Genomic DNA, 21,383 nt, shown 5'->3' with positions numbered 1-21,383 from the left:
CGTCACCGGTAGGTGACGCCCGCCGCGGGGGGAGGTGATCAGGGTCAGCGGAGCCAGCCGAACCGCTTGACGATCGGCAGTCGTGCCCAGGTGCGGCCCAGGCCCCAGGTGTCACCGGCGTTTGTCACCGCGAGCAGGGCCAGCACGCCGGCGTAGACGAGGTGGTCGTCCATGAAGGGGTTGTTCTCCGGAGGCAGGACGGCCGTCCACATCAGCACCAGCAGTAGACCACCGGCCGCGGCGGCGACGCGCACTCCGATACCGAGCAGCAGTGCGGTACCGATGGCGGCCAAGCCGATCATGAAGAGCCAGTCGGCCCAGGCGGCGCCGGCGATGCTGTTGTAGAAGCCCTGGAACGGGCCGGCGGCACCGAAGCTGAGGAAGCCCTTGGTCGGGCTGCCCCCGTTGATCCAGGCGTTCTTCGCCTCGGTGGCGAACCCCAGGCCGAACACCTTGTCCAGGAAGGCCCAGAGGAAGACCCAACCGAGCGCCAGGCGGAGCCCGGCGAGCAGGTAGCGGGTGGCCCGGGTGCGGAGGTTCTGCTCCTGGTTGGTCTCGGCCACCGGGGTCTTGGCGGCGGTGTTCCGCTCGATCATCGCGGTCATCATGTCCACGTCCCTTCTCTGCTTCGCACCGCGTGTCCCGGTGGCACTTCCATTTGACGCCCGGGGAGGCGGTGGCGATCAGGGCCAGCGGGCCGTTGCCGGCCGGGACCTTCGACCCCTGTTCGCCGGGACCGGTGACCGGTGCCGCCCTCGACGACCGTGCGTCGCGGCGGTCAGCGGGCGACGTAGAGATCGGCGAGCTGGGCGGAGAGCAGTGCGGGAGCCTCCGCCAACGACGGGCCGTACCAGGTCAGGTGCCGGCCGGACACCAGGGCGCAGGGAATGCCGGGAAACGCCTCCGGCCCGTCGTCGCGGGTGAAGCGGTACGGCTCGTCCGGCAGCACGACGAGCTCCGGTGCCTGGTCCCGCAGTTGCGGCAGGGCCGGTCGTGGATACCGCTGCGGCTGCTCGGCGTACGGGTTGTCGACGCCGAGCCGGCGCAGCAGATCCCCGGCGAAGGTCTCGGCGCCGAGCACCACCCAGGGCCGCCGCCAGACCGGCACCACCGCGCGTCGGCGGACCGGCGTTCCCGGCAGCGCGGCCCAGGCTCGGCGGGCCTTCGTCAGCCAGTGCGGTTCCGCTGCCGATCCCAGCTCCCGAAGCAGGTCGGCCAGCTCGGTCAGCGCACCGTCCACTGTGCGCGGATAGGTCACCCGGGTCGGTATCCCCGCCGCGGCCAGGGCGGTGGCGTCCTCCCGCCGGTTCTCCTCGACGTTGAGCAGGACCAGGTCCGGACGCAGCGCGCGGACCCGGTCCAGGTCCGGATACTTGGTGCCGCCCACCCGTGGCACGTCCAGGTCCGCCGGATGGGTGCACCAGTCGGTGGCACCGACCAGCACATCGGGCAGGGTCGCCGCCACCGCCTCGGTAAGCGACGGCACCAGGGACACCACCCGCACCCGTCCACCTCCTCGGCCCGGCTGCCGGTCGGTCCGGCGTGGAGCGCCGTCCGGTCACCGCCGGCCCGCCGGGGGAGCCGCCGGCATGATCGTCATCCTAGACTCGGTCGGCCGACGGGAGGAGAGCCTTGTCGAGCTGCCCGCGCACCGTCGTCCGGCCTCGCGGCCGCTGTCGGCCGGCAAGGAGAGGTTGAAGAGGACTCATGGGTACGACGATGACCGGTGACCACGATCGCGGGCTGTCGCAGGTGCCGGAGGACGCCGGGCGCGCCCCCGTGCAGGTCCGGGCGGAGCAGCGGATACATGCCGGGCTGCGGCTCGGCGAGATCGTCCGGCGTCGGCCGCCGGGTCTGACCGCGAGCCAGTGGAACACGGCCAGCCGGACGCTGTTCGACCATGTGGTCTGCACGGCGGCGACCGGACGGCCCGAGTTCGCCGTCGAGTTCCGGTCGCCGTCGACCGATGCCACAGCCCGGCGGGCCGAGCGGACCACGGAGGCTGTCGCCGCCGCGACCGGGCTGCCGTTGCTACGGGTCGTCTCGGCCACCCTGCGTACCGCCGGGCACGGGGCGCGGATCGTCGCGTACCTCGTCGACGCGCGTCGGTTCGCCGCCGGTGCCGCCGGATCTGACCTGGCGGGCGTCGGGTTCCGGGACATTGTCGGCCGGCTCCCCGACGGACGTGAGGGTGCGGTCAACGACCTCGGCGCGCTTGCCCGCGCCGAGGCGGTGCAGGGGTACGTGGCGCGTCGGCTGACCGATCCGATCCTGCGCGGGTTGCACGTGTGCTGGGCGCGCGGGCCGGCCGAGGGGTGGAGTTGGGCCGAGGTGCGTCCGGGCGAGGTGCTGGTGGAGCGGGTGACCGTGCAGGCGTACCGCCTCTCCTGCGGCGTCGAACCCGCCCGGCTGGCCGAGGACCTGGCCGTCCTCGCGGTCGGCGAGCGACTGCGGACGATCGAGTCGGACGCGCCGACGCTGGTGCCACTCGCAGATCTGCTGGCCGACATTCGGCAGCTGCGGGATCGACGCGACGAACTCGTCGGCGATTTCGCCTACGACCATCTCTGCCAGCGGTGACCGCATCCTGAGCGTTCGTCGACCGAGGGCGGACGGTGACCGGCCGGGCGCGGAAAGAAACATCGAAAAAAAGTTGGCGGCCTTTGAACCGCCGTCGGAGCAGGCCCGTACCTCACCGCGAATGGACAGGATCTCCCCAACCCGCACCGGCAGGTGCGGCAGACGGTGCGGAAAGGGCATCGTCGTTCGTCGACGTGCCACCGGTGCGTTCAGGCGGTCCCCGTCGAACGCGCCAACCAAGATTCCGTTCGGTCCGTCGAGTCACGAATCAGGAACCGGATCGAGAAGGAGAGCAATTCGATGCGCAGGTCAACCCGGTCGCGCCGACCAACCGGTAACGCGCGGACCAAGCGACTTCTGGCCGTTGGCGCCACGCTCGCTGTCTTCGGCGGCGTCGTCGCCGTGACCCAGATCTCGTCGGCCGGTGACCGACGGTCAAACCAGCAGCAGCGACCGGTGGCGGCAGAATGCGTCGCACCCAGCCCCGGCGCCACCGCGCCGGCCGCTCGGGGCGCCACCACGACCCGCACCTGGCAGAACGGCCGCTGGGTGGTCAACCACTGGGGCGACGGGCAGCAGACCGTCGAGGAGTGTCAGGAGACTCGCGACGGCACCGACGGCGCGACCGACGGCGCTTTCGCGGTGGCCTGCCCGGACGTGGTCAGCCGACTCCCGCAGGTGCCCGACCGGGCCCGCGCCGAGGTGGACCGCAACCTGAACGCGTTGCAGACCCAGATCACCGAGGCGGACGAGCGACTCGCCGCAGAGGGTGACCGCGGCGAGGGGTTCATCCGTAACGCCATCCTCAATCCGCTGGCCAGCAAGCGTCGAGCGACCATCGGCCGGATCACGATCGCCATCGACCGCTTCGGCCCCCGGCCACGCGGCCTCGGCAACCTCGCCACCTGCCAGGTGCAGCCGGTCGACAACAACAACGGCGGCAACGACGGCGGCAACGACGGCGGTAACGACGGGGACAACGACGGCGGTAACAACAACAACGGTCTCGACGTGCTGGCGAACAACTGTGACAACAGCCAGCTTCAGGCGCACGACGGTTTCCAGAACGGCAACCGCTGCATCAGCACCGCCTTCGGCGAGGTCGGTGCCGCAGCCAACAACCCGTCGCTGCTGATCACCGACTTCCCGCAGCAGATCAACCGTAACGAGGGCTTCTCGATCCAGGTCAGCACCCGCAACCTGGTCCGGGACCGGTTCCTCCCGGCCGGCCAGGGCGGCTACTACCTGGAGAGCTCGCTGCTCAACGGTGAGGGCCTGACCCGCGGTCACTTCCACACCGCCTGCCGGATGCTGAACAACACGGACGAGGCGCCTGCGCCGGAGCCGGTGCCGGCCTTCTTCGTGGCCACCGAGGACGGTGGCGGGGGCGCCCAGCCGGACCAGGTGACCATCCAGATCCCGGGCCTGCCGGACTCCGGCACCGCGCAGTGCGCGGTCTGGGCCGGTGACGGTTCGCACCGCATCCCGATGTCGGAGCGGGCCAACCAGACCCCGGCCTTCGACGCGGTGCGCATCCAGGTCAACTGACGCCGACGACTGAGGTCGTGCGGCTGAGACCAAACAGCGGGGCCGCCCGGAGAAATTCCGGGCGGCCCCGCTGCATGTAGGAAAGCCGGTGCAATCCTGCCGTGACCCGAGCCCTAACCGCGCCAGAGCGACATTCCCGCTGCTCAGCGGTTCTTGTACGCCTCGACCACCTCGACCGGGATGCGACCCCGTTCGGAAATCTTGTAGCCGTTCCGGACCGCCCATTCGCGGACGGCGCGGTTCTGCTCGCGGTTCATTCCGGGCGTGCCCGAACCGATGCCACGACGTGGGTTACGGCCCGTGTCGGCAGCACCACGGCCAAGGCGCCGGCCGGCATTGATAAACGGATCCAACGCCTTCCGCAGGACACCCGCGTTCTCGTCGGAAACGTCGATGGTGTACGCCACGCCATCCAGGCTGAACTCGACCGTACGGTCGGCCTTTCCGCCGTCGAGGTCGTCAGTCAGCACCGTGATTACTTGTTTGGCCATCGTCGATTACTCCCTGTGTCTGACGGGGTGTGCTCAAAGTTTGACTGATCGTCCGCCAATTACGCAACAAAAGCGCGCCCTGCGGCGGTTCGCGTTTTGCGTGACATCGAAATCCCCGATTTCGGATCTGCTCCGCGTGGGCGCGGCCGACTCACTGTGAGCCGCCTGCCGTGTGCTGGGTCACACGGCGGAACAACCGAGGCCCGTCGCGACTTGAGCCAGACACGCTCAACTCATACGCGATAGCAGGTGTTCGATGGCAACTCTTCCGGTACTTCCACTGACCGACGCCGTACTACTGCCCGGCATGGTCATTCCGGTGACCCTCGACCCGACCACCCAGGCCGCGGTCGACGCGGCCCGCGCCACCGGCGACCACAAGCTGCTCGCCGTGCCCCGCCTGGACGGCGAGTACGGCTCCGTCGGCGCGGTCGCGACAATCGAGAAGGTCGGTCGGCTGCCCAGCGGCGAACCGGCCGCCGTGATCCGTGGCATCGCCCGCGCCCGCATCGGCTCCGGAGTGCCCGGTCCCGGCGCGGCGCTGTGGGTCGAGGCGTCCGAGATCGACGAACCCGCCCCGGCCGGCAAAGCCCGGGAACTGGCCCGCGAGTACCGCGCCCTGGTCACCTCCGTGCTCCAGCAACGCGGCGCGTGGCAGGTCATCGACGCGGTGGAGCGGATGACCGACCTCGGGGAGCTGGCCGACTCGGCCGGCTACGCGCCCTGGCTCAGCCTGGCGCAGAAGACCGAACTGCTGGCCGCACCGGACGTCACCGCGCGGCTGGAACTGCTCGTCGGTTGGGTGAAGGACCACCTGGCCGAGCAGGAGGTCACCGAGCAGATCAACTCCGAGGTACGCGAAGAACTGGAGAAGACGCAGCGGGAGTTCCTGCTGCGCCAGCAGCTCGCCGCGATCCGTAAGGAACTCGGCGAGGACGCCCCGGACGGCTCGGCCGACTACCGGGCCCGCGTCGAGGCCGCCGACCTGCCCGAGAAGGTACGCGAGGCGGCCCTGCGGGAGGTCGGCAAACTGGAGCGGGCCAGCGACGCCTCCCCGGAGGCGGGTTGGATCCGTACCTGGCTCGACACGGTGCTGGAGATGCCATGGAGCACGCGTACCCAGGACAACACGGACCTGGCCGCGGCACGGGCCGTGCTCGACGCCGACCACGCCGGCCTGGCCGACGTCAAGGACCGCATCCTGGAGTACCTGGCGGTGCGCAACCGGCGCGCCGAACGTGACCTCGGGGTGGTCGGCGGCCGTGGCTCCGGTGCCGTGCTGGCCCTCGCGGGCCCGCCCGGTGTCGGCAAGACCAGCCTCGGCGAGTCGGTCGCCCGGGCACTCGGCCGGACGTTCGTCCGGGTCTCCCTCGGCGGCATCCGTGACGAGGCCGAGATCCGGGGACACCGTCGTACCTACGTGGGGGCGCTACCCGGGCGGATCGTCCGGGCGCTGCGCGAGGCGGGCTCGATGAACCCCGTGGTGCTGCTCGACGAGGTGGACAAGGTCTCCGTGGGGTACGCCGGCGACCCGGCCGCGGCCCTGCTGGAGGTGCTCGACCCGGCGCAGAACCACACCTTCCGGGACCACTACCTGGAGGTCGACCTCGACCTGTCCGATGTGCTGTTCCTGGCCACCGCCAACGTGGTGGAAGCCATCCCCGGACCGCTGCTGGACCGGATGGAACTTGTCACTCTGGACGGCTACACCGAGGACGAGAAGGTGGCCATCGCCCGCGACCACCTGCTGCCGCGCCAGCGGGAGCGGGCCGGGCTGACCACCGACGAGGTCGACGTGGACGCCGCGGCGTTGGCACGGATCGCCGGGGAGTACACCCGCGAGGCCGGCGTACGGCAGCTGGAGCGGGCCCTGGCGAAGATCATGCGGAAGGTGGCAGTGACCCTGGCCGACGACCCGACGCCCGCCCGCGTCGGCGCCGACGACCTGGTCCGCTACCTCGGCCGGCCGAAGCACACGCCGGAATCGGCGGAACGCACCGCGACACCTGGCGTGGCCACCGGACTGGCGGTCACCGGGGCCGGGGGAGACGTGCTGTTCATCGAGGCGACAAGCATGGACGGCGAGCCGGGGCTGACCCTCACCGGCCAGCTCGGCGACGTGATGAAGGAGTCGGCGCACATCGCCCTGTCCTACCTGCGCGCCAACGGCCGTCGCCTCGGCCTGGACCCGAACGCCCTCGCCGGGCGGCGGATCCACCTGCACGTCCCGGCGGGCGCGGTGCCCAAGGACGGGCCCAGCGCCGGCATCACGATGGTCACCGCCCTGGCGTCGCTGGCCAGCGGCCGACCGGTACGCCCCGAATTCGGGATGACCGGCGAGGTGACCCTCTCCGGGCGGGTGCTGCCCATCGGCGGCGTGAAGCAGAAGCTCCTCGCCGCCCACCGGGCCGGACTGACCGAGGTGATCATCCCGGCCCGCAACGAACCGGACCTGGACGACCTGCCGACCGAGGTTCGCGAGGCGCTGACCGTGCACACCCTGGCCGACGTCGCCGACGTACTCGCGTTGGCGCTGCGCCCGGCCGAGATCGATCCGGCGTCGTTGGGCGGGCAGCGCGTCACCGCCGCCTGACCGCGCTCGCGCCCCCGGTCAGCTGGCCGGGGGCGCGGCACAGCGGAGCAGGCGACGGCGGCCGGGGCGCGGGAGGGTGACCGAGATCAGCGGCGGTCGCGGCGGTCGCCGTCGTCGAATCGGCGCTCGCCGGGACGTCCCTCACGGTCCCGGCGGACGGTGGCCTTACGGCCCTTGATGGTGCTGCCGCGCAGCCCGGCGATGACCTCGTCGGCGACGCCGAGGGGCACCTCGACCAGCGAGAAGCGATCAGCGATCTCGATCGAGCCGATGTCCCTGCCCCGGACCCCGGTCTCCCCGGTGATCGCGCCCACCAGATCCTGCGGGCGCACCCCGGCCCGCCGGCCCACGCCGATGAAGACCTGGGTGGTGCCGGCGGTACGGGGCCGCGCCGGTCGGCGTTCGCCCCGGCCCTCGTACCCCGCCGACCGGCCCTCCCGAGGCGGGCGGACCGCCACCTGCGGGATCTCCTCCTCGGCCTCGTCGGAACCGGGCAGCGTCGCCTCGTGGGCCAGCTTCACGGCGGCGAGCGCCACCTCCATCAGGTCGAACTCGTCGCTGAGCGTCTCGACGATAACCCGGAACGGGTCCAGGTCGTCCTCCAGCAGGCTTTCCCGCAGCGCGGCCTGGGTCAGCTCCAGCCGACGGGTCCGTAGATCGGCGACCGTGGGGATCTTGTCGATCGTGATCCGCTGCCCGGTGACCCGCTCGATGGTCTTGAGCATCCGGTGCTCCCGGGGCTCGGCCAGGGTGATGGCCACCCCCTCCCGGCCGGCTCGGCCAACCCGACCGATGCGGTGCACGTACGACTCAGGTGCCGACGGCACGTCGAAGTTGACCACGTGGCTGAGCTGCTCGACGTCGAGCCCACGGGCCGCCACGTCGGTGGCGACCAGCAGATCGGCGGTGCCGGCGCGCAGCCGCCCCATCACCCGGTCCCGCTGCTCCTGGCTCATGCCGCCGTGCAGCGCCTCCGCCCGGTAACCGCGACCGTTCATCGTCTCGGTGAGCCGGTCCACCTCCTCCCGGCTGCGGCAGAACACGATCGCCGCGGTGGGCGACTCGACGTCCAGCACCCGCCCCAGCGCCGCTGGTTTGTGCGCCCGCGCCACCAGGTACGCGCTCTGCCGCACCCGGGGCGCCTCACCGGCCACCGGCTGCTCGCGGGCGATCAGGATGCGCACCGGATCGCTCAGGTGCGCTCGGGCCATCCCGTCGATACGCGCCGGCATGGTGGCCGAGAACAGCACCGTCTGCCGCTGCTCGGGGGTGTGTTCCAGGATCGCCTCGATGTCCTCGGCGAAGCCCATGTCGAGCATCTCGTCGGCCTCGTCCAGCACCACCGTGGCGAGGTTGCCCAGCCGCAGCGTGCCCCGGGCGATGTGGTCCAGAGCGCGGCCGGGAGTGGCCACCACGACGTCGATGCCGGCGTCCAGCGCCCGCAACTGCCGACCGATCGGCTGCCCGCCGTAGATCGGCAACACCCGCGCACCGAGGTCCTTGCCGTAGCGGTGAAACGCCTCGGAGACCTGCACCGCGAGTTCCCGGGTCGGCACCAGCACCAGCGCGTGCGGGTCGTCTCCGGCCCGGTCGTCGGGCATTCGCTGCAACAGCGGCAGGGCGAACGCCGCAGTCTTGCCCGTGCCCGTCGCCGCCTGCCCGAGCAGATCCCGGCCGCTCAGCAGCGGTGGGATCGCCTCCCGCTGGATCGGCGTGGGCTCCTCGTACCCGAGCGCGGCTAGTGCGGCGAGCAGTTCGGGTCGTAGGCCGAGTTCCGTGAAGGCGGGCGGCTCGGCGGACGGGTCGGGCAGTACGGGCGTGGAACTCATGGGTCAAGCCTTTCATCACCTCCCCTGGACCGCTGCGGCGACCACCCGAACATGTGCGCGGCGTCGCCGAGGGCGGTGCCGCCTTGGACGCCGCCGTCTCCCGACCGCTGACCGTCATCGCGGAGAGCGGACCTCGCCGCGACACCGCCAACGGTCCTGGACACCGCACTAGCATCGGGTCGTGACAGTCACCGTGCCGGCCGGCGGTCCGCAGGAGGCCCTCCTGCGACGGGTGATCGCGTACTTCGCCGCCAACGGTGTCGGCGACACCAGCCTGCGTACGCTCGCGGCCGAGATCGGGACCAGCCACCGGATGCTGATCTACCATTTCGGCTCCCGCGAAGGGCTGCTCACCGCGATGGTCGAGGCCGTCTGGCGGGACCAGCAGGAACTGCTCGACTCGCTGCTGCGCGAGGCGGCCGACGACCCGTACGACGGCGCCTGGCGTTTCTGGCTCCGGCTCGCCGACGATCGGGCGTTCGCGCCGCTGTTCTTCGAGATGTCGGCGGCGGCGATGCAGGGGCACGCGTGGGCCAGCGCGTTGCGCACCTGGATCACCTTCTGGACCGACCGGCTCGGCTGGTTCTTCGAGGAGGTTGGCCATCCGACCGCACAGGCGCGGATCCAGGCGCGGATGGCGATGGCGATGACCCGGGGCGTCCTGTTCGAGTTGGCGCTCACCGGCGACCGGGCGACGGCGGACGCCACCATGGCGGCCTTCCTGCAATCCACCCGGCCGATCAGCCGGGCCGGGTGACGCGCGCGGCGTGGGTGACGTCCGGCAACGGCTCAGGGGTGCGGCCCGCGCACCTCGGTCGTGACGAACCGAGCGAGTTCCGCCGCGAGCCGGCGGGGTTGGTCCTCCGGCACCAGGGTGTAACTGTCGTCGATCTCGATCAGTCGGCCGCGGGGAAACAGCGCCGCCAGCCGGGGGCCGTGCGACGGGGGCATGAGCTTGTCCTCGCGGGCCCAGGCCACGAGGACCGGGCGGTCGAATGACGCCAGCCGGTTCGGCAGGGCCCGCAGTTCCGCCTTCGGCGGGGTGGACAACGCGAAGGTGCGTAGGTCCCGTCGGATCGCCCGGTCCTGCTGCGCCGGTCGGAACCAGGCGTCCAGCACCTCGTCGGGGATCGGGTACTTGCTCATCCACCCCCAGGCGCCGGGAGCGCGCCGGAACCAGCCGAACCGTTGAAGCTGCATCGACAGCCACAGCGCACCCGGAAGTCGCGCGCTCATCGCCACCGCCTTGCCCGGCTTTCCGGGCGGGAAGTTGTCGAACGCCTCGCAGGCGACCAGCGCCAGACCGGCGATCCGGTCGGTCGGGCCGTCGGCCACGAGGAACTGGATGCCACCCCAGTCGTTGGCGACCAGGGTCACCTCACGCAGGTCCAGTGCGTCGAGCAGTTCCCCGACGAGGGCGGCGACGCCCCGATGGGTGACCAGTTCCGGCCGGTCCATCGGTCTCCGGTGGCTGCCGAGCGGCAGGGTGGGGCAGACGCAGCGCACGGTCGGACCGAGTTCGGCGACCACCCGGCGCCACAGGCTCGCGTCCATGTTCACACCGTGCAGCAGCACCAGGACTGGTCCGTCACCGCCGGTGTCGGTGTAGTCGATCGTCCCCGTGGTCAGGGTGATGGTCGGCATCGACCGTCCCTCCCGTCCGTCGACCGCACCTCCGCGGCACGGGTCGTTGTACCGAATGGTACAACGACCCCGCCCGGTCTGTGTGCCGCCGGGCGGCACGCGCCGGGCGAGTGGTCTGCCACGCCTTAGGGGGATACAGGAGTATTGCTCGCACTAAATCCGGATTGGTGTGGTTACTTTCTGTCACAAGGCGACCGTCGCGGCGGCAGAGAGGACCGATCATGCGAGTGCCCAGCCGAAGCCCGGGACACCGACCCGGTCTCCCCGTCACCCCGGCCCGCCGACGCCCACCGGGTATCGTGCGCCCGGTCACCGCGGCCCCGCCCGACCTCGCGGCCTACCGCGACGCCGTGGCCGAACTGTTGGTCGAGGTGAGCGCGCTCGCCGGGGTGAGCAGCGCGAAGGCTCGTCAGGTGCTGATCGACCAGCGGCTGCGGGAACCGGCCATCATGCAGGTGCTCGACGCCACCTCCCAGGGGCTGATCGGAGCCCGCGAGACCCTGCTGCTGGAGATGGCCCGGTACCAGCCGAACGAGCGCAGTTCCGCCGCTGACCTGGCCGCACTGGTGCGCATCTACCTGCTGTCCCGCATCGACGTGATGTGGTGGCGCGACGCCGCCACGTTCCTCACCGACACGGAGGTCGACCACAGCGCCGAACTTGTCGACCTGGAGTGGTTGCGGCGGCGAGGGCTGCTGCGGTTCCAGTACACCGAGCAGCCCCGCACGGTCGTCGGCCGGGGCGTACGCGCGCTGCGCCGCCGGGTGCTGCCCGACGCCACGCCGCGTACCGCCGGGTTGCTGTTCCGCCGGTCCCGCCGTGAGGTGATCGCCCTGCTCAACGACATCGGTCGCGAGTTCGCCGCGGCCACCCCGGCGGGCACGCCGCCGCTCTGGGTGACCAGCCTGGTCCGCAGCGCCGAACACCAGTACCGGTTGCGCCGCCTCGGGTACGCCGCCATGGTGCCCAGCGGCCACTGCCTGGGCTGGGCGGTCGACGTGGAGATGGAGTGGTACCGCCGCTTCGGGGTCCGGGACACCCTGGCCGGGCTGCTGCTGAACCGGCAACGGGTGGGCGAGATCAACGTGGTGGACGAGGGGCAGGCGTGGCACATCTGCCTCGCGCCGTCGGCGACGCTGCGGCTGCGCCGTGCGTACGAAGCCGAGATGGGGAGCTGACCGTGTGCGGGATCATGCTCAGCATCGGCCCGGAGGCGGACCCGGCGATCTTCCGGCGGATGCTCGGCACACTCGCGCCACGGGGCGAGGTGACCGAGACCCGACACGAGAGTGGTCTGCTCGCCGGCACCCGGCGGCTGCGGGTGGTGGATCGTGAGCGCGCCGTGCAGCCCTGGGTCTCCGCCGACGAGCGGTGGCTGCTCTGCTACAACGGCGAGGTCTTCAACCACCATGAACTGCGGTCGGAGCTGACCGCCCTCGGTCACCGGTTCCGCAGCGCCAGCGACACCGAGGTGGTGCTCGCGGCGTTCGAACACTGGGGCGAGCAGGTGGTGACCCGGTTGCGGGGCGAGTACGCCTTCGTCGTGGTGGAACGGGCCACCGGACGTGCGTACCTGGTCCGGGATCCGCTCGGCGTGAAGCCCCTGTACTGGGCGCGGACACCGGGGTGCCTGCACCTCGCCAGTGAGGTCAAGGCGCTGGTCCGGCTGGGCGCGCCGGTGGGCGAGGTGCCGCCGGGGCACCACGGTTGGGCCGACGCCGACGGTCACCCGCAGCTGCGACCGTACGTGGACCTGCTCGCCCTCGGCGCGGGCCGGCCGGTGGTGGCGGACCCGGACGAGGCCGCCCTGCTCGTCCGTGCCGCCCTCACCGACAGCCTCCGGGTGCGGCTGGACACCGACCTGACGGTGGGCGTGGTGCTCTCCGGCGGGTTGGACAGCTCGCTGGCGCTGCTGCACGCGGCCCAGCTGCACCCGGACTGTGTCGCCGTCACCGTCGGCGTGCCGGAGAGCCCGGACCTGGCGTACGCCCGGCGGCTGGCGAAGGATCTCGGCGTGGCGCACGAGGTGGTGGAGCTGCGCCCGCGCGACATCCGGCTCGCCGACGTGCGGGAGGCGATCCGGATCTCCGAGCTGACCGAGTACGGCGACATCATCAACGCGGTCGTCTCCGTGCCGATCTTCCGGCGGTTGCGGGAGTTGGGCGTCAAGGTGGTCCTCACCGGCGACGGCTCGGACGAGCTGTTCGGCGGCTACCCCATGTACCACGAGGTCGGTCCGGAGGCGTCCCGGCGACTCTTCCTGCACAAGATCCGCAACCTGTGCCGGACCGAGCTCCAGCGGGTCGACCGGACCAGCATGGCCTTCGGCGTCGAGGCCCGGGTGCCCTTCCTCGACCTCGCGCTCGTCGAGCTGGCGATGCGCTTGCCGATCGATTTGAAGCTGCGTGCCGGCCAGGAGAAGTGGATCGTCCGCCGGGCCTTCGCCGACGTGCTGCCCGACTACATCCGACGCCGGCCGAAGAACCCCATGTCGTACTCCTCCGGGCTGCACGAGCGGGCCCGGTTGTACAAGCCGCTCTTCGCCCGCCTGCACCGATCATTCGGCTACCACCTGCTGGAGCCGGTCCGCCGTGACTTCGACAGCGTGCTGATGCGCTGCGGCAACGACCTGGACGCCGCGCTCGCCGCCGGTCGGGCGAGGCCCGACTACACAGTGCTGGAACACGCCCGGGACCTGGTCGGTGCGGCGAAGTGGAACGCCACCCCGATCATGCGCCGGCTGGTGTCCCCACGTCGCAACCGCGGTGACGAGGCCCCGCTGCCCGGCTGAGTCGTTGTCGGCCGGTGGTGGCCCAGGATTGACTCTGACACGGTGTCAGCGCCGACCCTGGGGGAGCCATGTTGACCATCGGAGACTTCGCCAGCCTGGGCCGGGTGTCGGTCCGGATGCTGCGGCACTACGACAGCATCGGGCTGCTACCGCCGGCCGCCGTCGATCCGCACAGCGGCTACCGCTACTACACCGCCGCCCAGCTGGGTCGGCTCAACCGGGTGATCGCCCTCAAGGAGCTGGGCCTGACCCTGGCCCAGGTGCGGGCGATCCTCGACGAGGCGGTCGACCTGGTCGAGCTGCGGGGCATGCTGCGGCTGCGTCGGGCCCAGTTGGCGGCGCAGGTGGCGGCGGACACCGCCCGACTGTCCAGCGTCGAGGCGAGGCTCCACATGATTGAGACGGAGGGTCGGATGACCAGCCAGGATGTCGTGCTCAAGCAGGTGCCGTCGATCCGGGTCGCGGAGCTGAGTGCCGTCGCCCGCAGCTACGAACCCGCGGACATCGGTCCGGTACTGACGCCGCTCTACCCGGAGCTGTTCCGCCGGCTGGAGGCCGCCGGGGTCAACCCGGCCGGTCCGGCGGTGGCCTGGTACGACCAGGCCGTCGACGGCGACGGCGTCGTGGTGCACGCCGGGGTGGGGATCGAGGGCAGCCGGCAGGCGGTCGGCGGCATCACCGTGGTGGAACTGCCGGCGATCACGGCGGCGACGACGATCCACCACGGCCCGATGGACACGGCCGACCGCAGCCTGCAGGTGCTGGCCCGCTGGATCGAGGAGAACGACTGGCGGACGGACGGCTACGCGCGCGAACTCTACGTGGAGTACTGGCCGGAGGAGGCCGACAAGGGGGTCACCGAGTTGCAGCTACCGGTCCGTCGAGCCTGAGCCGAGCGGCGTGGCCGGGTGACCGGCCACGCCGCCCGGCCCCGATCAGGGTCAGCCGGTGAGCAGCAGGGCACCGACCGCGGCGAGGGTGCCGAGCACCGCGACCACGGCGCTGGTCAGCAGGAACCGGGCCGCCGGCACCCGGACCCGGGCGGCCCGGCATCGTTCCAGCCACAGCAGCGTCGCCAGAGACGCCCAGGGCAGCGCCAGCGGTCCCACGTTGGTGCCGATCAGGAGCGCCAGCAGTCGCTGCCGTTCCTGGGCGGGCAGCACCACCTCGCCGGCCAGATAGGCCGGCAGGTTGTTCACCAGATTGGCCAGCAGGGCTCCGGTGCCACCTGCGCGCAGCGCGCCGAGCACCCCGCCGTCCGGCCCGATCAGCCCGGCCACCAGGTCGTTCAACCCGTGCCGACCGATGGTCTGGATCACCAGGAACAGCCCGGTGACGAAGAGCAGCAACCGCCAGGGGACCAGCGCGTACCGCAGCGTGCGGGGCGAGCGGATGGCGAAGGCGAGCACCAGCGGACCGGCGGCGACCGTCGAGCCGAGGCCGACCGGTACGCCGGCCAGGATCGCGCCGACGAAGAGCAGGCAGCCGGCGAGCGCGGTGCGGTACAGCACCCCATCGGGCGGGCGGTGTGCCGCCGGTGCCGGGAACCGGTTGCCGGGCGGCCGGGCCGGCCGCCACCAGCAGTACCAGAGCAGCACCGTGGTGACCGCGAGCACGGCCAGTTGCGGCAGCCACATCAGGCTCGCGTACGTGAGCGGGTCCAGGCCGATCCGGTCCGCGGCGAGCAGGTTGGTCAGGTTGGACACCGGCAGCAGCAGGCTGGCCGTGTTCGCCAGCCAGACGGTGGTGACCGCCAGCGGCGCCACCGCGGTGCGCAGGGTGGCCGCCAGGGTGAGCAGCACCGGGGTGAGCAGCACGGCGGTGGTGTCCAGGTTGAGCACGACGGTGGTCGCCGCGGCGAAGCCGACGCAGAGTGCGAACAACGCGGGCCAGCTACCGCCGGCGGCCACGGCCAGCCGGGTGGCGAGCACGTCGAAGACACCGGCGGCTGCGGTCAGTTCGGCGAGGACCACCACGGTGCCGAGGAAGAGCAGCAGTGGCAGGATCCGGCCGAGGGTGGCGGCGGCCTCGGGGCGGGGCAACAGCCCGGTCGCGACGCAACCGGCCCCGACGACGGCGAGCAGAACGGCGATCGCGTCGAGCGGGTGGGGTCGGCGGTGGGGCGGTCGGATCGGGGCGGGCGGGGCAGCCCCGGCAGTGGTCACGATCGGCCATCCTGACACGCCCGGCGTACCCCGCCGGTCTCGGTGTCGTCGCAGGTGACGGCCGGCACGGCCGGCGGTGGCAGCGGAGCCGCGGCGGCGGTGGGGGACGGTGGTGACGACGGACCCGCGACGGCGGCCTGCCGACAGCACCCGGGTGGATGGTATCGGCAGGCCGCCGCTGGTGCCGCCCGGTCAGCCGGCGGGCGGGTACGGGTCGTCCTGGTAGGTGTACTCGGTTTCGATCTTGCCGTCGGCCGTGTGCACCACGAGCTGGCTGGGTTCGTTGCCGTGTGCCGTCTCGCGCCCGGCCTCGACCGCCCGCTGCTTCGTGTCGTACGTCCCGACGACGGTGCTGCCCTGCTCGACCTTCCAGCCGGCGCCGTCGGGCACCACGTGGTACTCGTTGCGCGTCATCTCACACCCCTTCCCTGCGTGACGGACGTGGTACCCGGGACAGGCGGGAGGAAACGCGACAGTCGATGCGGCTGTTACGCGGTCGGGCCCGGCCACCCCGTACGGGGGTGACCGGGCCCGGTCGGTGCGCTGGTCCTACCAGCTCAGGTAGCTGGGCTGGGTCTGGACGTTCAGCTCGCGGAAGTGGGCCAGCTTCGCCGTCCACGTCCGCCAGTCGTTGAGCGCCAGCACGTCGAGCCCCTTCTGGATGTCGGAGGAGTAGATGTGCCCGTTGTAGTAGTAGGCCGACCAGGAGCCACCCACGATCAGCTGGCTGTCCGACAGCGGACCGCGCTCCCAGTAGCCGATCTCCTTCGGCTTGCGGGAGTTGGTGAAGTCCCACACCGAGACGCCGCCCTGGTACCAGGCCTGGACCATGATGTCCTTGCCGAGGACGGGGATGAGCGAGCCGTTGTGGGCCACGCAGTTCTCGGTGTCGCCGTTGGTACGGGGGATCTTGTAGTAGCTGCGGAACTCCAGCTTCCGCTGGTCACCCCGACCGGTGATGTCGTAGATGGCGTTGGCGCCACGCTCCGGGCCCACGGTCTCGTTGCAGGTGGCGCCGCCGCCACCGCCCAGCTCGTCGGTGAAGACGACCTTGGTGCCACGGTTGTTGAAGGTGGCCGAGTGCCAGAACGCGAAGTTGGTGGTGTCCCGCACGGTGTGCAGCACCCGCGGCGCCTCCCGCTTGCTGATGTCCAGCAGCACCCCGTCACCCATGCAGGCGCCGGCGGCGAGGTCCTTCGTCGGGTACGCGGTGATGTCGTGGCAGCCCGTGGTCGCCGAGCCGCCGGTACGACCCTCGTAGCCACCGTCGGGGAAGAGGTTCGGCGTGGCGATGACGGCCGCGTCGGTCGGCTTCTTCAGCGGCACCTTGACGATGCTGATCGAGTCGTGCGGCGGCTGGCAGTCCGGGAAGGCGGCGTTCGGGCTGTACGAGGAGACGTACAGGTAGACCGACTTCTTGTCCTTCGCCGGTACCAGCGTGTGGGTGTGCGAGCCGCAGGCCGTCTCGACCGCCTTGACGTACCGCGGGCTGGCCTTGTGCTTGATGTCGAAGATCTTGATGCCCTCCCACGATGCCTTGTTCGTGGCGGACTGGGAGGTGCTGCTGCACGAGTCGTCGTTGCGGGACGAGTCCGTGGACAGGAAGAGCAGGTCGCCGTAGACGGAGACGTCGTTCTGCGCGCCCGGGCAGAGCACCTGGGAGACGATCTTCGGCTTGCTCGGCTTGGCGACGTCGTAGATGACGAAGCCGTCGTAGTTGCCGACGAAGGCGTACCTGCCCTGGAAGGCGATGTCGGTGCCGAGCGCCGCGGTGGTGTCGAACGGCGCCTGCTTCGGCAGGTTGGCGATCAGCTTGAGGTTGGGGCTGCTGGCAATCTCGTCGACACCGAGCGGTGCCTGGACGGCTGCGGCGGGCTCGCTGGCCGCCGACGAGACCGTCTGTGCGTTGCCGGGCGAGGCAACGGCGATGCTGGCGAGGAGGAGCCCGGTGGCGGCCACACTGACGATACGCAGTTGCCGCCCCCGTGGCAGGGTCGATCCGACCATCGGCGACGCCCTTCGAGAGGGGTAGTGACGTTGGCCGTACCCTACTCGTAGATGAGATTCATCGATGTGATCCAGCTCACATTCTATGTCCAATGTGAATGGTTACGATCGCAGCGACCTCGACCCGGAGGAGGTGTGGCATGACCGCCCGACGCGGACGGCTACTCGCCGCCGTCACATCGGTTGCCGTGGCGCTGGCCGCCGGAGCCTTCGCGTTGCGCGGTGTCTCCGCATCGGACGATCCGGCCCCGGCAACCGCCACCGCGCCCGCCACCGCCAGCCCCGCGCCGGCCCCGGCGGACGCCTCCGCGCCACCGGTCATCGTGCCGGGTCGTCCGGGTGAGGAAGCCGTCGAACGCCCCGCCGACGAGGTCCGCAACGACGCGCCGCCGCGCTACAACGGGCTGGACACCTGGTTCGTCCGGATGATGATCCCGCACCACGAGCAGGCGCTGGAGATGGCCGAGCTGGCCACCGACCGGTCCGCCGAGCCGCAGGTGCGTGCCCTCGCCGACCGGATCCGGGCCAGCCAGGGGCCGGAGATCGGCGTGCTGCGGGCCTGGCTGACCGCGCGGGGCCTCTCCGCCGGTGTCGACGGGCACGACCACGCCACGATGCGCGGGATGCAGTCGGCCGAGGCGATGCGCCGGCTCGCGGCCGCCCGGGGCACCGACTTCGACCGTCTCTTCCTGCGGATGATGACCGATCACCACGAGGGCGCCGTGGTGATGGCGACCGACGTGCTGAAGGTGGGGGTCGACCTGACCGTGGAGCAGTTCGCCACCTCCGTGGCCAGCGAGCAGTCCGTCGAGATCGCCCGGATGCGCGACCTGCTGCCGTCCTGACCGATCCAGCTCCGGGAGGCCGGGAGCACCTTTCGCGTCCGTCGCCGGGATGCCTCGTACGCTGGGTGCACGATGAATGCGATGATCTTCGGCCGGCGGTTGCCCGCGGTCGCCTTCGACGTTGCCCTTGCCGGCCTGGTGGCCCTGGTCAGCGTGGCCGGCGGGCCGGTGCAGCCGGGCGGCTGGTGGTCCAGTTCCATAGGTGTCGCGATGGCGCTGGCGCTGCTGTTCCGCCGCGTCCGCCCGGTGACGGTGACCGTCGTGGTGGCGGCGCTGGCCTTCGCCCAGGTCGCCCTCGGGTGGGCGCCGATGCTCTACGACGTGGCGGTCCTGATCGCCCTCTACGGCGTGGTCAAGTACGCCGAGCGGCTACGCGACGGCGCCATCGCCGGAGTGGTGGCCGTGCTCGGAGCGGTCTTCGCCGCCGTGCGGGATCCGTTGCCGGCCGCCTGGTACTACGCCGCCGTCTACTACACCCTGCTCACCGGGGCGGTCTGGCTGGTGGCCCTGAACGTCCGTACCCGCCGGCAGTACGTGCTCAGCCTGGAGGAGCGGGCGGCCACCCTCGAACGGGAGCGGGAGGCCGAGGCGCGGGCGGCGGTGGCGGAGGAACGCACCCGCATCGCCCGCGAACTGCACGACGTCGTGGCGCACAGCATGGCAGTCATGATCGTTCAGGCGGACGGGGCCCGGTACATGATCGACCAGAATCCCGACACCTCCCGGGACGCGCTCAAGATCGTGGCGGACACCGGCCGGCAGGGACTGGAGGACATGCGTCGGCTGGTGGGCGTACTGCGCGAAGCGAACCCTCCGGAACCAGTGCCCACACCGGCCGTACGACCCGTGCCCGACCCGGCCGGGCCCGACCACCGGCGGCCCTCGGTGGCCGAGCTGCCCGCCCTGCTGGACCGGTTCCGGGAGGCCGGGTTGCGGGTGCGCTACACGGTCACCGGCAGATCCGTCCCGCTGCCGCCCGCGCTGGAACTGACCGTGCACCGGTTGGCGCAGGAAGCGTTGACAAACGTGCTCAAGCACGCCGGGGTGGGAGCGAGCGTGGAGCTCACGCTGGCGCATACCGCAGACGGTGTCGCGCTCGCGGTGGTCGACGACGGTCGCGGTCACGGACCGCTCACCCCGACACCGCCGGGTGGTCACGGGCTGGTCGGCATGCGCGAACGGGTCTCGGTGTACGACGGCACCCTCACCGCCGGTGCCCGACTTGCCGGTGGCTGGCAGGTACGGGCGTGGCTGCCGCTGCCGTCGTCCCCCGGCTCGGAGGTGCTCGCGGCATGACGATCCGGGTGGTGATCGTGGATGACCAGGCGCTCGTGCGAGCCGGCTTCCGGATGGTGCTGGACTCCCAGCCCGATCTTGAGGTGGTGGGCGAGGCGATCGACGGCGCGGACGCGCTGCGGGTACTCGACCGCGTCCCGGCGGACGTGGTGGTGATGGACATCCGGATGCCGACGATGGACGGGGTGGAGGCCACCCGGCGGCTCTGCGCCAACCGGCCGGCCGGAGGACCGAGAGTGCTGGTGCTGACCACCTTCGACACCGAAGCGGACGCGTTCGCCGCGTTGCGCGCGGGAGCCAGCGGCTTCCTGCTCAAGAACGTCCCTCCGGAGGAACTGCTGACCGCGATCCGGGTCGTCGCCGGCGGCGACTCGGTGGTCGCCCCGTCGATCACCCGCCGGCTGCTCGACCGGTTCGCCGGACAGCTCGGCAGCGGGCCCACCGAGAACCCCCGGCTGGCCCAGCTCACCGACCGGGAACGGGAGATCCTGCTGCTGGTCGCGCAGGGTCTGGCCAACGCGGAGATCGCCGCCCGGGTACACGTCGCCGAGGCGACGGTGAAGACCCACGTCGGCCGGATCCTGGCCAAGCTCCAGCTCCGCGACCGGGTGCAGGCCGTGGTGCTGGCGTACGAGAGCGGCCTGGTCACCCCGGGCGCTGAGGGCCCGCGTACGACCTGAGGCGTACGGGAGTGGCCGGGGCGGGACGACCTGAGGCGTACCGAGGTCGAGCGTCCGGGTTGATCTCGACAGGCCGGTGGTCTCCATAGCGTCGGGGACGTCCGACATCCACCGTCCCACGGAGCAGCACGTGTCGATCGCACCACCCGTCCACGTCACCGCCGGTGTCGCCGTCACCGCTCGGAGCCTGCGCAAGCAGTACGGCACCGGCCCGGCCGCCGTCGTCGCCCTCGACGACCTCGACGTCGACTTCGCCGCCGGCCGCTTCACGGCCATCATGGGCCCCTCCGGCTCCGGCAAGTCGACCCTGATGCACTGCCTGGCCGGCCTGGACCGCCCCACCGCCGGAACGGTACGCGTGGGCGACACCGAGCTGGGCCGCCTCGACGACCGCCGGCTGACCCTGCTGCGTCGCGACCGGATCGGCTTCGTGTTCCAGAAGTTCAACCTGCTGCCGGCGCTGCGCGCGGAGGAGAACATCACCCTGCCGTTGGACATCGCCGGACGGCGGCCGGACCCGGCCTGGCTGCGGCAGGTGGTCGCGGCGGTGGGACTGACCGACCGGCTGCGGCACCGTCCGGCCGAACTCTCCGGTGGCCAGCAGCAGCGCGTCGCGGTGGCCCGGGCACTGATCACCAAACCGTGGGTGATCTTCGCCGACGAGCCCACGGGCAACCTGGACTCCCGCGCCGGGGCAGAGGTGCTGCGGCTGCTGCGCGAGGCGGTCGACACCCTCGGGCAGACCGTGGTGATGGTGACCCACGACCCGGTCGCCGCCGCCCACGCCGATCGGGTGGTCTTCCTCGCCGACGGTCGGCTCGTCCGGGAACTGGCCGAGCCGACCGCCGAGCGGATCCTCGACGTGCTCGGTCGTCTGGACACCGACGCCACGGCCCCGGCCGGAGGGCGCTGAC

The 21,383-nt window shown here is 71.5% G+C and carries 19 protein-coding genes; 11 read left to right on the top strand and 8 right to left on the bottom strand.

Annotated elements, in window-relative coordinates; genetic code table 11:
- Positions 1-44: 44 nt before the first annotated feature.
- Together Vse01_RS02925 and Vse01_RS02920 are read right to left on the bottom strand one after the other, a co-directional pair.
- Positions 45-605, bottom strand: coding sequence for a DoxX family membrane protein (locus tag Vse01_RS02925; RefSeq protein ID WP_093402823.1), 561 nt, complete (start codon positions 603-605; stop codon positions 45-47).
- A gap of 173 nt (positions 606-778) precedes the next feature.
- Positions 779-1,504, bottom strand: coding sequence for a helical backbone metal receptor (locus Vse01_RS02920; protein ID WP_093402680.1), 726 nt, complete (start codon positions 1,502-1,504; stop codon positions 779-781).
- Between the two features lie 203 nt (positions 1,505-1,707).
- On the opposite strand from Vse01_RS02920, the gene Vse01_RS02915 reads away from it, so the two are divergent.
- Positions 1,708-2,580, top strand: coding sequence for a PDDEXK family nuclease (locus tag Vse01_RS02915; RefSeq protein ID WP_232511135.1), 873 nt, complete (start codon positions 1,708-1,710; stop codon positions 2,578-2,580).
- A gap of 300 nt (positions 2,581-2,880) precedes the next feature.
- Positions 2,881-4,128 (top strand): hypothetical protein, encoded by a 1,248-nt coding sequence (locus Vse01_RS02910; protein ID WP_093402682.1) that lies wholly within the window; start codon positions 2,881-2,883, stop codon positions 4,126-4,128.
- Positions 4,129-4,271: 143 nt separating this feature from the next.
- On the opposite strand, the gene Vse01_RS02905 is transcribed toward Vse01_RS02910, so the two are convergent.
- Positions 4,272-4,619 carry a histone-like nucleoid-structuring protein Lsr2 gene (locus Vse01_RS02905; protein WP_093402683.1) on the bottom strand — a complete coding sequence of 116 codons (348 nt, stop codon included), beginning with the start codon at positions 4,617-4,619 and terminating at the stop codon, positions 4,272-4,274.
- A 256-nt stretch (positions 4,620-4,875) separates the two neighbouring features.
- Between Vse01_RS02905 and lon the strand changes: the two genes are divergently transcribed.
- A complete protein-coding gene (gene lon, locus Vse01_RS02900) occupies positions 4,876-7,212 on the top strand; it encodes an endopeptidase La (protein WP_093402684.1) in 2,337 nt (778 codons plus the stop codon).
- A gap of 86 nt (positions 7,213-7,298) precedes the next feature.
- Here the strand turns inward: lon and Vse01_RS02895 are convergent, their stop codons facing one another.
- The gene (locus Vse01_RS02895; RefSeq protein WP_093402685.1) at positions 7,299-9,041 is read right to left on the bottom strand and encodes a DEAD/DEAH box helicase; all 1,743 of its coding nucleotides are present in this window, start codon (positions 9,039-9,041) and stop codon (positions 7,299-7,301) included.
- Between the two features lie 181 nt (positions 9,042-9,222).
- Here Vse01_RS02895 and Vse01_RS02890 point away from each other — a divergent pair, with 181 nt between their 5' ends.
- Positions 9,223-9,798, top strand: coding sequence for a TetR/AcrR family transcriptional regulator (locus Vse01_RS02890; protein ID WP_093402686.1), 576 nt, complete (start codon positions 9,223-9,225; stop codon positions 9,796-9,798).
- A gap of 32 nt (positions 9,799-9,830) precedes the next feature.
- Here the strand turns inward: Vse01_RS02890 and Vse01_RS02885 are convergent, their stop codons facing one another.
- Complete coding sequence (locus tag Vse01_RS02885; protein ID WP_093402687.1) at positions 9,831-10,685, bottom strand: alpha/beta fold hydrolase; 855 nt, start codon at positions 10,683-10,685, stop codon at positions 9,831-9,833.
- A gap of 221 nt (positions 10,686-10,906) precedes the next feature.
- Between Vse01_RS02885 and Vse01_RS02880 the strand changes: the two genes are divergently transcribed.
- The 3 genes from Vse01_RS02880 (at position 10,907) to Vse01_RS02870 (ending at position 14,366) form a co-directional block, all read left to right on the top strand.
- Positions 10,907-11,863, top strand: a complete 957-nt coding sequence (locus Vse01_RS02880; RefSeq protein WP_093402688.1) for a DUF5715 family protein — start codon at positions 10,907-10,909, stop codon at positions 11,861-11,863.
- Between the two features lie 2 nt (positions 11,864-11,865).
- Entirely contained in the window at positions 11,866-13,476 is a 1,611-nt protein-coding gene (locus tag Vse01_RS02875; protein ID WP_093402689.1) for an asparagine synthetase B family protein, read from the top strand.
- A 68-nt stretch (positions 13,477-13,544) separates the two neighbouring features.
- Positions 13,545-14,366, top strand: a complete 822-nt coding sequence (locus tag Vse01_RS02870; RefSeq protein ID WP_093402690.1) for a MerR family transcriptional regulator — start codon at positions 13,545-13,547, stop codon at positions 14,364-14,366.
- A 51-nt stretch (positions 14,367-14,417) separates the two neighbouring features.
- Here Vse01_RS02870 and Vse01_RS02865 read toward each other — a convergent pair whose 3' ends face one another.
- The 3 genes from Vse01_RS02865 to Vse01_RS02855 all read right to left on the bottom strand — a co-directional run bounded on the left by Vse01_RS02865 (position 14,418) and on the right by Vse01_RS02855 (position 17,648).
- Positions 14,418-15,641: an ArsB/NhaD family transporter gene (locus Vse01_RS02865; protein WP_093402691.1), complete on the bottom strand. Its 1,224-nt coding sequence runs from the start codon at positions 15,639-15,641 to the stop codon at positions 14,418-14,420.
- 192 nt (positions 15,642-15,833) lie between these two features.
- A complete protein-coding gene (locus Vse01_RS02860; protein WP_093402692.1) occupies positions 15,834-16,055 on the bottom strand; it encodes a DUF2188 domain-containing protein in 222 nt (73 codons plus the stop codon).
- 135 nt (positions 16,056-16,190) lie between these two features.
- The gene (locus Vse01_RS02855; protein ID WP_093402693.1) at positions 16,191-17,648 is read right to left on the bottom strand and encodes an LVIVD repeat-containing protein; all 1,458 of its coding nucleotides are present in this window, start codon (positions 17,646-17,648) and stop codon (positions 16,191-16,193) included.
- Positions 17,649-17,788: 140 nt separating this feature from the next.
- On the opposite strand from Vse01_RS02855, the gene Vse01_RS02850 reads away from it, so the two are divergent.
- The 4 genes from Vse01_RS02850 (at position 17,789) to Vse01_RS02835 (ending at position 21,382) form a co-directional block, all read left to right on the top strand.
- Complete coding sequence (locus Vse01_RS02850) at positions 17,789-18,493, top strand: DUF305 domain-containing protein (protein WP_093402694.1); 705 nt, start codon at positions 17,789-17,791, stop codon at positions 18,491-18,493.
- Positions 18,494-18,574: 81 nt separating this feature from the next.
- Positions 18,575-19,789, top strand: coding sequence for a sensor histidine kinase (locus Vse01_RS02845; protein WP_307818513.1), 1,215 nt, complete (start codon positions 18,575-18,577; stop codon positions 19,787-19,789).
- A complete protein-coding gene (locus Vse01_RS02840) occupies positions 19,786-20,469 on the top strand; it encodes a response regulator (protein ID WP_093402696.1) in 684 nt (227 codons plus the stop codon). The genes Vse01_RS02845 and Vse01_RS02840 overlap by 4 nt, the downstream gene beginning before the upstream one ends.
- A 130-nt stretch (positions 20,470-20,599) precedes the next feature.
- Entirely contained in the window at positions 20,600-21,382 is a 783-nt protein-coding gene (locus tag Vse01_RS02835) for an ABC transporter ATP-binding protein (protein ID WP_093402697.1), read from the top strand.
- Position 21,383: the final 1 nt, after the last annotated feature.

The organism is Micromonospora sediminimaris (assembly GCF_016863575.1).
Lineage (GTDB): Bacteria > Actinomycetota > Actinomycetes > Mycobacteriales > Micromonosporaceae > Micromonospora > Micromonospora sediminimaris.
This window is presented reverse-complemented; position numbering and strand designations above follow the sequence as displayed.